At 73.2% G+C, this 13,235-nt stretch carries 11 protein-coding genes; 6 read left to right on the forward strand and 5 right to left on the reverse strand.

The annotated features are described in order from the left end of the window. The first annotated feature begins 129 nt into the window (after positions 1 to 129). The 3 genes from rarD to ACN20G_RS09625 all read left to right on the forward strand — a co-directional run bounded on the left by rarD (position 130) and on the right by ACN20G_RS09625 (position 3,211). The gene (gene rarD, locus ACN20G_RS09615) at positions 130 to 1,086 is read left to right on the forward strand and encodes an EamA family transporter RarD (protein WP_424215443.1); all 957 of its coding nucleotides are present in this window, start codon (positions 130 to 132) and stop codon (positions 1,084 to 1,086) included. Between the two features lie 222 nt (positions 1,087 to 1,308). Further along, positions 1,309 to 1,620 (forward strand): hypothetical protein, encoded by a 312-nt coding sequence (locus tag ACN20G_RS09620; RefSeq protein ID WP_424212320.1) that lies wholly within the window; start codon positions 1,309 to 1,311, stop codon positions 1,618 to 1,620. Between the two features lie 274 nt (positions 1,621 to 1,894). Next, positions 1,895 to 3,211, forward strand: coding sequence for a M28 family metallopeptidase (locus ACN20G_RS09625; protein ID WP_424212321.1), 1,317 nt, complete (start codon positions 1,895 to 1,897; stop codon positions 3,209 to 3,211). 160 nt (positions 3,212 to 3,371) lie between these two features. Here the strand turns inward: ACN20G_RS09625 and ACN20G_RS09630 are convergent, their stop codons facing one another. From ACN20G_RS09630 to ACN20G_RS09645, 4 genes are all read right to left on the reverse strand, one after another. Continuing rightward, a complete protein-coding gene (locus tag ACN20G_RS09630; protein WP_424212322.1) occupies positions 3,372 to 3,791 on the reverse strand; it encodes a hypothetical protein in 420 nt (139 codons plus the stop codon). Then, positions 3,788 to 3,991, reverse strand: a complete 204-nt coding sequence (locus ACN20G_RS09635; RefSeq protein ID WP_424212323.1) for a plasmid partition protein ParG — start codon at positions 3,989 to 3,991, stop codon at positions 3,788 to 3,790. Before ACN20G_RS09635 ends, ACN20G_RS09630 begins: the two co-directional genes overlap by 4 nt. 254 nt (positions 3,992 to 4,245) lie before the next feature. Beyond that, positions 4,246 to 5,499: a LolA family protein gene (locus ACN20G_RS09640; RefSeq protein ID WP_424215444.1), complete on the reverse strand. Its 1,254-nt coding sequence runs from the start codon at positions 5,497 to 5,499 to the stop codon at positions 4,246 to 4,248. Positions 5,500 to 5,878: 379 nt separating this feature from the next. Next, entirely contained in the window at positions 5,879 to 6,889 is a 1,011-nt protein-coding gene (locus ACN20G_RS09645; protein WP_424212324.1) for a polyprenyl synthetase family protein, read from the reverse strand. Positions 6,890 to 7,112: 223 nt separating this feature from the next. Here ACN20G_RS09645 and ACN20G_RS09650 point away from each other — a divergent pair, with 223 nt between their 5' ends. Together ACN20G_RS09650 and ACN20G_RS09655 are read left to right on the forward strand one after the other, a co-directional pair. Beyond that, positions 7,113 to 8,627 carry a peptide MFS transporter gene (locus tag ACN20G_RS09650; protein ID WP_424215445.1) on the forward strand — a complete coding sequence of 505 codons (1,515 nt, stop codon included), beginning with the start codon at positions 7,113 to 7,115 and terminating at the stop codon, positions 8,625 to 8,627. A gap of 67 nt (positions 8,628 to 8,694) precedes the next feature. Beyond that, a complete protein-coding gene (locus ACN20G_RS09655) occupies positions 8,695 to 10,707 on the forward strand; it encodes a CocE/NonD family hydrolase (RefSeq protein WP_424212325.1) in 2,013 nt (670 codons plus the stop codon). A gap of 87 nt (positions 10,708 to 10,794) precedes the next feature. Here the strand turns inward: ACN20G_RS09655 and ACN20G_RS09660 are convergent, their stop codons facing one another. After that, positions 10,795 to 11,679, reverse strand: coding sequence for a Cof-type HAD-IIB family hydrolase (locus ACN20G_RS09660; protein ID WP_424212326.1), 885 nt, complete (start codon positions 11,677 to 11,679; stop codon positions 10,795 to 10,797). A 164-nt stretch (positions 11,680 to 11,843) separates the two neighbouring features. Here ACN20G_RS09660 and fahA point away from each other — a divergent pair, with 164 nt between their 5' ends. After that, entirely contained in the window at positions 11,844 to 13,163 is a 1,320-nt protein-coding gene (fahA, locus tag ACN20G_RS09665) for a fumarylacetoacetase (RefSeq protein ID WP_424212327.1), read from the forward strand. The last annotated feature ends 72 nt before the right edge of the window (positions 13,164 to 13,235 follow it).

Consider the following 13,235-nt stretch of genomic DNA (forward strand, 5'->3'; position numbering starts at 1 on the left):
CCGTCCACAGGTTGGGCGACCGCCGCGGACACCGGAAGACCGCGCGGCGGCCACGGGAGGACGGGGACAGTGAAGGCAGCACGGAGCGAACAGCGCACGGGCCTGATCAACGGATTCGCGGCGTACGGAATGTGGGGCCTGGTCCCCCTGTTCTGGCCGCTGCTCAAGCCCGCCGGGGCGATCGAGATCCTCGCCCACCGCATGGTGTGGTCGGTCGGCGTCGTCGCCGTCCTGCTGCTGTTCATGCGCCGCTGGGCGTGGATACGCGAGTTCGCGCGACAACCGCGCAAGGTCGCGCTCACCGGCCTCGGGGCGACGCTGATCGCCGTCAACTGGGGCATCTACATCTGGTCCGTGAACAACGGGCACGTGGTCGAGGCCAGCCTCGGCTACTTCATCAACCCGCTGGTCAGCATCGGCATCGGCGTCCTCGTCCTCGGCGAACGGCTGCGGCGCGCCCAGTGGGCGGCCGTCGGGGTCGGCGCGGCGGCCGTGCTCGTCCTGGCCGTCGGCTACGGCCGGCCGCCGTGGATCTCCCTCACCCTGGCCTGCACCTTCGCGACCTACGGGCTGGTGAAGAAGAAGCTGGACATGGGCGGCGTGGAATCCCTCGCGGCCGAGACCGCCCTGCTCTTCCCCGTGGCCCTCGGCTACCTGCTGTGGCAGGGCGCGACGGGCGGCTCCTCGTTCACCGACGGCGGCCCGTCCCACATGGCGCTGCTGGCCGCGACCGGCCTGGTCACGGCGATCCCGCTGATCTGCTTCGGCGCGGCCGCGATCCGCGTCCCGCTCTCCACCCTCGGCCTGCTCCAGTACATGGCGCCGGTGTTCCAGTTCGGACTCGGCGTGCTCTGGTTCCACGAGGAGATGCCGGCGGAGCGCTGGGCGGGCTTCGCCCTGGTGTGGGCGGCGCTGGTGATCCTCACCTGGGACGCCCTGCGCACGGCCCGCCGCGGCCGGCGCGCGCTGGCGAAGGCGGAAGCGGAAGCGGACGCCACCCCGCCACCGATGCCGGACCCGACCCCCCTCACCCCGGCCCCCACCCCGGAGGCCCAGGACCTCACCCCACCGAAACCGACCCTCTGACCCCCGGCCCGAGGGGTGGCGGGGCGACAGCGTGGGCACGTCGCACTGGGGAACAGTGCGCCGACGGCAGGGAGAGGTGGCGGGCATGGGTGTCGACGGTGGGACCGACGCGCGACGGTGGGAGCGCACGGCGCGCGGGGCGGGCCGCGACGGGCACGGGCACGGGCGGGAGCCTGGGCCGGTGCCCCCGCCCCCCGCGCCCTCGACGGCGGGGGTGGTGCGGTGAGCGGGTACCGGGTGCCGGCCGTGTGCGGGCCGGGCGACGTCAGCGTGTGCGAGGCGTGCTGGCGGGAGCCGGTACGGGTGGAGCGGCGCGGCCCGGACGGCGGGCGGGACCTGCTGTGCGCGGCCTGCGGCGAGGCGGGCCACCCGGCGCGGGTGGAGCTGTTCCCGCCGTTCGGCGTCCGCAACCTGCACCCCGCGCCCGAGGACGCGGACTCGGACACGGACACGGACGGGATCGGGGACGGCGCCCCCGGCGCCCCCGGCGGGTCCGCGCCGGCCGCGACCCCGGCCCCGCGGCCGCCCGGGTAGCCGTTCGTCCTCCTCCGCTTCGTGTGCCCGCCGGGTTCGTTCGGCGGGCACGCGTGTGTGGGCCGTGTTGCGGGGGTGTTGCGGGGGGTGGGGGATTCGGGGAGGTCGGGGTGGGGGTGTTCGGATTGCGAACCGGGGTGACCGGATTGGGGTCTTGACCGATTGTCATGGACTCGCCGAACATCAGGCCGGACACATCGCGCACCCCGTGCGTCGCACGGTCTTCACCCGCACGTTCCGTTCTCATCCCCGTTCGGAATCCCGGAGCCCCCACATGAGCCTGTCCGTTCCCCGGCGCCTGGCCGCCGTGACCGCGATCGCCCTCGCCGGGCTGTTCGCGTCCACCGCCCCCGCCGCCCTCGCCGCGCCCAGCGCGCCCGCCGCCGTGACCCCGCCGGACATCCCGCTGGCCAACGTCAAGGCGCACCTCACCCAGCTCCAGACCATCGCGACCAACAACGGCGGCAACCGCGCCCACGGCCGCGCCGGTTACAAGGCGTCCATCGACTACGTGAAGGCCAAGCTCGACGCGGCCGGCTACACCACCACCCTGCAGACCTTCACCTCCTCCGGCGCCACCGGCTACAACCTCATAGCCGACTGGCCCGGCGGCGACCCGAACTCCGTGCTGATGGCCGGCTCGCACCTGGACTCGGTGACCGCCGGTCCCGGCATCAACGACAACGGCTCCGGTTCGGCGGCCCTGTTGGAGAACGCGCTCGCCGTCTCCCGCGCCGGCCTCCAGCCCACCAAGCACCTGCGGTTCGCCTGGTGGGGCGCCGAGGAGCTGGGGCTGATCGGGTCGAAGTACTACGTCAACAACACCCCGGCCGCCGAGCGCTCGAAGATCTCCGGCTACCTGAACTTCGACATGATCGGCTCGCCGAACCCGGGCTACTTCGTCTATGACGACGACCCGACCATCGAGCAGACCTTCAAGAACTACTACGCGGGCCTGGGCATCCCCACCGAGATCGAGACCGAGGGCGACGGCCGTTCCGACCACGCCCCGTTCAAGAACGTGGGCATCCCGGTCGGCGGCCTGTTCTCCGGCGCCGACTACACCAAGACGGCCGCGCAGGCCCAGAAGTGGGGCGGCACCTCCGGTCAGGCATTCGACCGCTGCTACCACTCCTCCTGCGACACCACCGCGAACATCAACGACACGGCCCTGGACCGCAACGCCGACGCCATCGCCTACGCGATCTGGAACCTCGGCACCGCGACCGCCCCGCAGCCCGGCCAGTCCTTCGAGAACACCGCCGACGTGAACATCCCCGACTCCCCCGGCGCCGCGGCCTCCTCGCCGATCACCGTCTCGGGCGTCACGGGCAACGCGCCGGCCACCACCAAGGTGGACGTGAACATCGTCCACACCTACCGGGGCGACCTCCAGATCGACCTGATCGCGCCGGACGGCACCGCCTACCGGCTGAAGAACTCCTCCACCTCGGACTCCGCCGACAACGTGGTGGCCTCCTACACCGTCAACGCCTCCTCCGAGGTCGCGAACGGCACGTGGAAGCTCCAGGTCAAGGACGTGGCCGCGCAGGACACCGGCTACATCAACAGCTGGAAGATCACCTTCTGATCCGGCCCCGAGCCGGCGACGCGCGGTGCGCCGAGCACCGCGCGGCACCCTCCTCGCACGGGCGTCGTCCCGTCCGGTCCCCCGCTCCGGGGCCGGGCCGGGCGGCGCCCGTCGCCGTGCGTCCCGGCGTCGTGCGTCGCGGCGTCGTGCCGCGCGGGGGTCAGGTGCCGTCGGTGCCCAGCGGGAGGGAATCCTGGGCGGCGCGGCGCTCGATCTCGGCGCGCAGCCGCTCGGCCACGGCGATCACGTCCGCCCGGCCCTTCTTCGCCGCCTCCACAAGGTCGCCCAGGAGTTCGGGCGAGGGCAGGCCGGGGGCCCCGGCCACGCGCAGGTAGGAGCGGGTCGCGGCCGCCGCGTAGAACTCGTTCATCGGGGACTCCAGCGCCGGGCAGACCGCGAGGGTGTGCAGGAAGGCCGCCGCCCGCCACGCGGTGTCCGGTTCGGGCTGGTCGGCGACCATGACCAGGTCGCTGCGGTGCCGGGCCACGGCGGCGACGACCCCGGAGGGGTCCCAGACCGCCGGGTCGGAGGGCAGGTGATGGGCGAGGGCCGTCCAGGCCCATTCCTCGGTGATCTTCACTTGCCGAATCGCTCCTGGAAGTAGCCCCAGTGGTCGGCGAACTCCTCCACACCCGAGAGGAAGTTCCTCCGGTCCTCGTCCAATTCGCGCTCCGTGATCTCGGTGATCAGGGCGGTGACCGTCGTGCCCAACTCCGCCGCGCGCGCCTTCAGGCGTTCGTGGAACTCCTCGTCCAGGCGGATGGTGACGTGTCTCGACATGGGGCTCACGGTACCCGCGCCGGCCGGGATCCGGCACGGGGCAGAGGGTTTTCGGCCGGCGTGCACGGAGCGGACACCGGCCGGGACCGTGCCCGGGGCCGCGCCCCTGACCACGTCCGCGACCGTGCCCGGGAACGCCGACGGGCCCGCTCCGCGCGAGGCGTCCCGGGTGGGCCGGGGCGCCCGCGCGTGCGGGCCCGTCAGGGTGCGGAAGAGGAACGGCGGACGGGGCGACAGGCCCCGTCCGCTCGCCCCTACTTCGCGGTGTTCGCCGTCTTCACCAGCGCGTCCTTGGTGACCGCGCCGACGTAGACCTTGCCGTCGTCGGTGATCAGGGCGTTGACCACGCGGGTGGAGATGACGCGGCCGGTGCCGAAGGAGCCGGAGACCTTCTCGCCGAGGGAGCCGAGGAACTGCTTGGCCTCCGCCGGCACCTCCTTCTCCTGCTCCAGGGCGTTCAGGCCCTTGCCGCCGGGCACGGTGATCCGCGCGACGGTGGCCCAGCCCTCGCCGAAGGTCCGCACGTCGCGGCCGGCCGCCGCCGGGTCGCCCGCGATGCCGTTCAGCCCGGGGATGGACTCCAGGGCCTTGTCGAGGCCCTTCTCGGCGTCCTTGCCGGCGCCCTCGCCCGCGGCGCGGGAGTCGGAGCCCTCCGTCACCTTGGCGCCCTTGGGCGGGGTGAAGGAGAAGGTGTCGGCGGCGGGCTTCGCGTAGTCGATCTTCGTGAAGCCGGCGTCGAGGATGGGCTTGCCGCCCTCGGAGGACAGCACCTGGAGGCGCAGCGGCACGCCGTTGGCGGCGTCCACGGCGATGTTCACGGAGCCGATGGTGGAGCCGGCCTGCTTGGGCTTGAGGACCAGCTGGTAGGCGTCGCGGCCGGCGACGCGGGCGGTGTCGCCCACGGTGACGGCGGTGGTCGGACCGGCGGCCTGAAGGACCTCTCGGGCCAGCTCCTGCGGGGCGGGGGCGGTCCGGTCGGCGGTCTTGTGGCCGCGCTCGCCCTTGCCGGCGTTCTTCTCGTGGAAGACCTCGTTGGTGGTGCTGTCGTGGCCCCACACCTCGGCGCCGTTGTGCACGACCGTGTACTGGTCCTGGCCGTCGCGGAAGGTGACCTTCTGCCGGTCCGGGCCGTCGGCCGCGAGGTCGAGGGTGTGGGTGCCGCTCGCCAGCTTGGTCAGCTTCTCCTGCGGGTCGGCGGAGCCGCCGGTCACCTTGTCGGCGCCGAGCAGACCCGAGGCGATGGTGGGCAGGCCCAGGTCGGTGGTGATCTTCGCGCTGCCGCTGAAGGTCTCGACCTTGGAGTCGGCGACCTTGGCGATCAGCTGCTCGGCGGTCAGCTTCGGCAGGTCCGGGCCGCCGGCGTTCGCGAAGGCGGGGACCATCGCGACCGAGGCCGCGGCCACGGCGGCCACCGAGATCGGGACCGCGTAGCGGGAGAGCCGGCGCGGGCGGCGCGGCGCGGGGCCGGGGCCCTGGGCGTCGTCGTGCGCGGTGTTCGCGGTGTTCATGGTGTCCATGTCGGTTTCTGCCCTACCTCTGTGTGTACGGCGGCGATGTACCCGTCTCGTGCTTCCTCGTCCACCCCGTGCCGCCACTCTCACCCGTTCCGGTGGGGATGTGCCTCTATCTGACCAAAGTCCCGGGCCCGGGGCGTCACCCCTCGGGATCAACCCCGTGTACGCCCCTGGGATGACCCACCCCGAGACGACACCCGGGGCGCACGCCCCCGGCGGAACGCGGACGGACCCCGCTCCCCGCCCGCTCCCCGCAGGTCGGGGACGGGGCCGGGACCGGGGTCCGGTCGGCTCGTGCGCCCTACGACGGACGCGGTACGGGCGTGGCACGGGAGTGGAACGGGCGCGGGCACGAGGTCCCGCGTGCGCGGTCTCAGCCCGCGCGGTGCACCACGGCGTCGCAGAGTTCCTCCAGCGCCGCCTTCGCGAAGCACTCGGGCAGCGGGCCGAGCATGGCGCGCGCGTCCTCGGCGTAGCGGATGGTGTCGCGGCGGGCGCGTTCCAGCGCGGGGTGGACGCGCAGTCGGCGCAGCACCTCGGCGAGGACGGCGTCGTCGGCGAGGTCGCCGTCGATCATGGCCACGAGTTCGCGGTCCTCGGGCCGTCCGTCGCGGTCGGCGAGCTCCCGCAGCCGCAGCACGGGCAGGGTGGGGATGCCCTCGCGCAGGTCGGTGCCGGGGGTCTTGCCGGACTCGTGGGAGTCGGACGCGATGTCGAGGACGTCGTCGGCGAGCTGGAAGGCGACGCCGAGCCGTTCCCCGTACTGCGTGAGCACGTCCACGACCTGCTCGTCGGCCCCGGCCATCAGGGCGCCGAAGCGGCCGGAGACGGCGATCAGGGAGCCGGTCTTGCCGGCGATGACGTCGAGGTAGTGCTCGACGGGGTCCCGGCCGTCGCGCGGGCCGGCGGTCTCCAGGATCTGGCCGGTGACCAGGCGCTCGAACGCCTCGGCCTGGATCCGGACGGCCTCGGGCCCGAGGTCGGCCAGGATGTGGGAGGCGCGGGCGAAGAGGAAGTCGCCGGTCAGGACGGCGACGGAGTTGCCCCAGCGCGCGTTGGCGCTGGCGACGCCGCGGCGGACGTCCGCCTCGTCCATCACGTCGTCGTGGTAGAGGGTGGCGAGGTGGGTCAGCTCCACGACCACCGCGGAGGGCACGATCCCGGGGGCGTAGGGGTCCCCGAACCGGGACGCGAGCATGACCAGCAGCGGCCGGAACCGCTTGCCGCCGGCCCGCACGAGGTGCTGCGCGGACTCGGTGATGAAGGGGACCTCGCTCTTGGTCGCCTCCAGCAGACCCGCCTCGACGGCGGCCAGCCCGGCCTGCACATCGGATTCGAGAGCCTGGTCCCGCACGCTCAGTCCGAACGGCCCGACGACGGTCACGAGAGGTACTCCTGTCTGCTGACGATCACGTTGACGATCCCCTGGATTGTCGATGTGTCGCTGCCTTCACTCAAGCCAGCGTATCCCGTCCATTTTCGATCACCGTCCGCACCCGCTCGTCCACGCCGGGCGGTGCCCCCGAAGCGTTGACCGAACCACACCGGTATGTTCAATAGGAGTCAATAGGACCGGAGAATCTGCTTTGCCCAGAAATGAGACCGGACTGAACGGCCCGGAGGGCCCTGAGACCGACCCGGAGAACGACTCTCGGGCGGACCTTCCCCCGGAACGGGACGATCATGCGTTCCTCGGCCACCCCAGGGGTCTGGCTACCCTGTCGGGGCTGGAGGTGTGGGAGCGCTTCTCCTTCCTCGGCATGCAGGCCATCCTGGTCCTCTACTTCGCGGACAAGGCGCACGGCCTGGGCATGGACCCGGGGACGGCGGCCTCGGTCACGGCCGGTTACGGCGTGCTCGTCTACCTGGTGTCGGTGGCGGGCGGCTGGCTCGCGGACCGGATCCTGGGCTCGTACCGCTCCGTGTTGTGGGGCGGCGTGCTGATCGCCTGCGGCCACTACACGATGGCCGTGCCGGCCGCGTGGGCCACCTGGACGGGCCTGGGCCTGATCAGCGCGGGCACGGGCCTGCTGAAGCCGAACGTGGCGAGCATGGTCGGCAAGCTGTACCGGACCGACGACCAGCGGCGCGACGCGGGCTTCGCCCTCTACTACATGGGCATCAACATCGGCGCCTTCGCCGGCCCGCTGATCACCGGCTGGCTGGGCGAGCACCAGGGCTGGCACTGGGGCTTCTCGGCGGCGGCGATCGGCATGACGGCCGGTCTCGCGCAGTACGTGCTGGGCCGCCGGCACCTGGCGGGCCGCAAGCACGACGCCGAGTTCCCGCTGGCCCCGGCCGCGATGCGGCGGGCGGTGCGCTCGATCGTGATCGGGCTGCTCGTGGCCGGCGCGCTGGGCTGGCTGCTGGCCTCGCTGGGCTGGCTGACCATCGGCCGGTTCGTGGACCTGCTGACGCTGGTCTCGGTGATCGCGCCGATCGTGTACTTCACGGTGATGTTCCGCAGCGAGCGCGTGACCCCGGCCGAACGCGGCCGGCTGCGGCCCTACCTGGTGCTGTTCGTGGCCTCGGTCGCGTTCAACTTCATCCTGTTCCAGGCGTACTCCACGATGATGCTGCTCGCGTCGACGAACGCGCGCACGGAGATCCTGGGCTTCGAGTTCCCGGCGAGCTGGTACGCCTCGGCGCTCGGCGCGTTCGAGGTGGCGCTGGCCCCGGTGGTGGCCGGGGTCTGGTCCCGGATGGGCCGGCGGCAGCCGCACGCGTCGAACAAGATCGCGATCGGGGTGGTCCTGGGCGGCCTGTCCTTCCTGCTGATGGTGCTCGCGACGATGGGGCACTCGGGCAACGAGTACACGATCGCCGCGTGGTGGATCGTCGGCTCGTACCTGCTGCTGGGCCTGGGCGACGTGCTGCTGGAGACCTCCGGCATGTCGGCCACGACGAAGCTGGCGCCGAAGGCGTTCAGCAGCCAGACCATGGCCCTGTGGTTCCTGTCGCTGGCCCTGGCCAACGGCATCCAGGCGCAGGTCGTGAAGTGGTACGGGTCGGTGTCCAACCCCGTGTACTTCGGGGTCAACGGCGCCGTGGCGGTGGCCGTGGGCCTCGGCGTGATCGCGCTCGCCCCCTGGCTGAAGCGCACCATGCACCCCGTCCACTGAGCCCCGCGCCGGGCGCCCCGGCCCCCCTTTTCGAACCGTTTCGCACTCACCCCCCGCGAGGCCGAGCATGATCATCCGCACCGAGTTCCCGTACCCCGTCCGCCACGAGGACGTCAGGATCCCGCTGGCCGACGGCACCGAGCTGTACGCCCGGATCTGGCGCCCGGTCACCGACGAGCCGGTGCCGGCGCTGCTGGAGTACCTGCCGTACCGGCTGACGGACTGGACCGCCCCTCGCGACGCCCAGCGCCACCCCTGGTACGCGGGCCACGGCTACGCCTCGGTGCGCGTAGACGTGCGCGGGCACGGCAACAGCGGCGGGCTGCCGGGCGACGAGTACGACGCGCGGGAGCTGGCCGACGGGGTCGCCGTGGTGGAGTGGCTGGCCGCGCAGCCCTGGTGCAGCGGCCGGGTCGGCATGTTCGGGATCTCCTGGGGCGGGTTCAACTCGCTCCAGATCGCGGCCCTGAGACCGCCCGCGCTGAAGGCGATCGTCACGGTCTGCTCCACCGACGACCGCTACGACAACGACGTGCACTACATGGGCGGCTCGGTGCTCGCCGTGGACATGCACGCCTGGGCCGCGACCATGCTCGCCTTCGCCTCCCGCCCGCCGGACCCGAAGTACGCGGGCGAGGGCTGGCGCGACGCGTGGCTGGAGCGGCTGGAGGCCCTGGACCCGCTGATCCACACCTGGCTCGCGCACCAGACCCGTGACGACTACTGGCGCCACGGCAGCGTCTGCGAGGACTACTCGGCGATCGACGCGGCCGTCCTCGCCGTCGGCGGCTGGCACGACCCCTACCGCGACACGGTGCTGCGGCTCGTGGAGCACCTGCCCGCGGACCGGGTGCGCGGCCTGATCGGCCCGTGGTCGCACCAGTACCCCGACCGCGGCCTGCCGCCCGGCCCCGCGATCGGCTTCCTCCAGGAGACCCTGCGCTGGTGGGACCACTGGCTCAAGGACCGGGACACGGGGGTCATGGCGGAGCCGCTGCTGCGCTCCTGGATCAGCGAATCGCACCCGCCGGCCACCGTGTACGAGACCCTGCCGGGCCGCTGGGTCGGCGACACCGCCTGGCCCTCCCCGCAGGTCTCCCCCGTCGTGTACGCGCTGCGCGGGGAGCCGGTGCCGGTGGCCTCCCCGCAGCACACCGGGCTGGACGCGGGCCGCTTCTTCCCCTTCGGCAACGACGCCGACCTGCCGCCCGACCAGCGCGAGGAGGACGCCAAGTCGGCGTGCTTCGAGTTCCCCGTCCCCGAGGGCGGGGACCCGGTGGAGATCCTGGGCCGGGCCTCGGTCACGGTGCGGCTGCGGATGGACGTGCCCTACGGGCAGATCGCGGCCCGGCTGTGCGACGTGGCCCCCGACGGCTCCTCCACCCTGATCACGCGCGGCGCCCTCAACCTCTCCGCCCGCCACGGCCGCGACCGGGCCGAGCCCTGGCCGGTCGGCTCCTGGGAGTCGGTCACCTTCGAGCTGAACGGCATCGGGCACGCCGTCCCGCCCGGCCACCGGCTGCGGCTGGCCCTGTCCTCCGCGTACTGGCCCTGGCTGTGGCCGCGCGCCGGCTCGGAGGCCGGCTGGACCATGGACCCCTCCAACAGCTCCCTGACCCTGCCCGTGCGCACCCCCGACCCGGCGGTGGACGGGCGGATCTCCTTCGAGGCCCCGGAGCAGGCCGAACCCCTCGGCGTGGTCTTCCCGACCCCGCTGGACGCGGAGCCGCGCCCGGAACGGCTGGTCACGCGGGACGTGGCGGCCGGCACCTGGCGGCTGGCGGTGGACCCGCGCTACGGCGGCACCCGGCTCTACCCGGACGGCCTGGAGTTCACCGAGGACGCGGAGGAGGTCTACGAGATCGCCGACGGCGACCCCCTGTCGGCCCGCACCCGCAGCCGGTGGACGGTGCGGCTGCACCGGCCGGAGGAGGGCTGGGACGCGCGGGTGGAGACCCGTTCGGAGATCTCCTGCGACGAGGGCGGGTTCCTGACGGAGAACGAGGTGGTGTGCCGGGACGGCGAGGAGGTCGTCTTCCACCGCACCTGGTCCCGCCGACTGCCGCGCACGGCGGGCTGAGCGGAGGAGGGGCGGGGGTGTCCCCTCCGCCCCTCCGCACCCTCTCCCGGGGTTCGTGACACGTGTCGGCGGGCGTGCGCGAGGGGCTCAGGCGGGTCTGCCCGCCCCGTGGGCACCGGCCGGGACGGGCACGGGGACCGGGACGGGTACCGGTACCGGGCAGAGCCGTTCCAGGACCCGGGCCACGCCGTCCTCCTCGCTGGAGGTCGTCAGCTCGTCGGCCACCGCCCGCAGCTCCTCGTGCGCGTCGGCCATGGCCACCCCCCACCCCGCCCACGCGAACATGGGCACGTCGTTGGGCATGTCCCCGAAGGCGATCGTGTCGCAGGGGGCGACGCCGAGCAGGTCGGCGGCGAGCGCGAGCCCGGTGGCCTTGTCCACGCCGGGCGGTTGCAGCTCCACGGTGTGCGCGCCGGCCATGGTCACGTTCACCAGGTCGCCGACGAGGGCGCGCGCCACCCGGGTCAGTTCGTCGTCGTCCAGCTCGGGGTGCTGGAGCAGCACCTTGGTGATCGGCGCGTCCCACAGCCGGGCCCGGCGGGCCGCGGTGACGGTGGGCAGGTGCGGCTGGACGATCCGGTAACCGGCCTCCACGAGCATCGCGGCCCCGTCGCCGGCGCCCCGGCCGGACTGGTTGACGGCGGCCCGGACCCCGCCGATCTCGGCCTCGATCCGCGCGAGCGCGAGGGTCGCGAGGTCGCGGTCGAGTTCGAGGGAGAGCAGCATCCGGCCGGTGCCCGCGTCCCAGACCTGCGCGCCCTGTCCGCAGACGGCCAGCCCCCGGTGGCCGAGCGCGTCCAGCACGTGGCCGATCTGGAAGACGGGCCGTCCGGTGACCACGAGGTGCCGGGCGCCGGCCGCGCACGCCGTGGCGAGCGCCGCGTGCGAGCGGGGCGAGATCCGGTCCCCGGAGCGCAGCAGCGTTCCGTCCAGGTCAGTGGCGATGAGGGCGTAGCGGAGGGCGCTTTTCACCGGGCCTACGATACGGACCGCTGTGGACAACTCCTCCGAATAGGGCGCGAATCCGGCCTCCCGTGGGCCCCGTTCGCCACGTAACGTGTCGCCTGTCCCACCCCGTTTCCCGTCCCTGTGTTCCCGGGTCACCCCCGGTCCGCGAGGAAAGCGAGGCAGCACCCATGCCGCAGCCCGAGCCCTTCGGCGACGAGGCCGCGGGCCCCGTCCGGGCCCCGTCCGACACCCCTTCGGACGCGTTTGCGAACGACCCCTTCCACCTGGCCGAAGACGACCCGTTCGGTGTCCACAACCTGCCCTACGGGGTGTTCTCGACGGCCGGGGAACCGGGGCGCCGGCGGCTCGGCGTGCGCTTCGGCGGGTACGTTCTCGACCTCGGAGCGGCGGCCGGAGCGGTCGATTCCGGCCACGCCGAGCTCCTCTCCCAGGGCTCCCTGAACCCGCTGCTTGCCGCAGGGAGGACGGTGTGGACACAGGTACGGGCGGCCGTCACGGACTGGCTGACCAACCCGTCCCGGCGGCCGGTTCTCGCCCCTCACCTGCACGCTCTCGACACGGTGACCCTGCACCTGCCCTACGAGGTCGCCGACTACGTCGACTTCTACGCCAGCGAGCACCACGCGACCAATGTCGGCCGGATCTTCCGCCCCGACGGCGAGCCGCTGACCCCCAACTGGAAGCACCTGCCGATCGGCTACCACGGCCGCGCGGGCACCATCGTGGTCTCCGGCACCGACGTGGTCCGCCCGGCCGGCCAGCGCAAGGCCCCCACCGACCCGGTCCCCGTGTTCGGCCCGAGCGTGAAGCTCGACATCGAGGCGGAGGTCGGCTTCCTCGTCGGCGCCCCCTCCGCCCAGGGCACCCCGGTCCCCCAGTCCGCCTTCCGCGAGCACGTCTTCGGCGTCTTCCTGCTCAACGACTGGTCGGCGCGCGACCTCCAGGCCTGGGAGTACGTGCCGCTCGGCCCCTTCCTCGGCAAGTCCTTCGCCACCTCCGTCTCGGCGTGGGTCACCCCGCTGGAGGCGCTGGACGCGGCCCGCGTCACCCCGCCGACCCGCGACCACCCGCTGCTCCCCTACCTGGACGACACCGGCACCGTCGCCGAGCCCGTCGAACCCGGCGGCCTCGACCTGCGGATCACGGTGGAGATCAACGGCCGGGAGGTCGCGCACCCGCCGTTCGCCGGCATGTACTGGACGGCGGCGCAGCAGCTCGCGCACATGACGGTCAACGGGGCCTCGCTGCGCACCGGCGACGTGTACGGCTCGGGCACGGTCAGCGGCCCGGAGCCGACCCAGCGCGGCTCGCTGCTGGAACTGACGTGGAACGGGCGCGACCCGCTCGACCTCCCGGAGGGCAAGCGCACCTTCCTGGAGGACGGCGACACCGTCACCCTCACCGCCTGGGCCCCCGGCCCGGACGGCACCCGCGTCACCCTCGGCGAGGTCACCGGCCGCATCACCCCGACCCCGACGGGCGCGTAGCGCCTCGGGTGCGGCCGGCGCGGGCGCCGGCCGCACCGGAGGAGACTTGACCCTCGACCTGGTGAAGGGCCC

The organism is Streptomyces dryopteridis, from assembly GCF_049606955.1.
Lineage (GTDB): Bacteria > Actinomycetota > Actinomycetes > Streptomycetales > Streptomycetaceae > Streptomyces.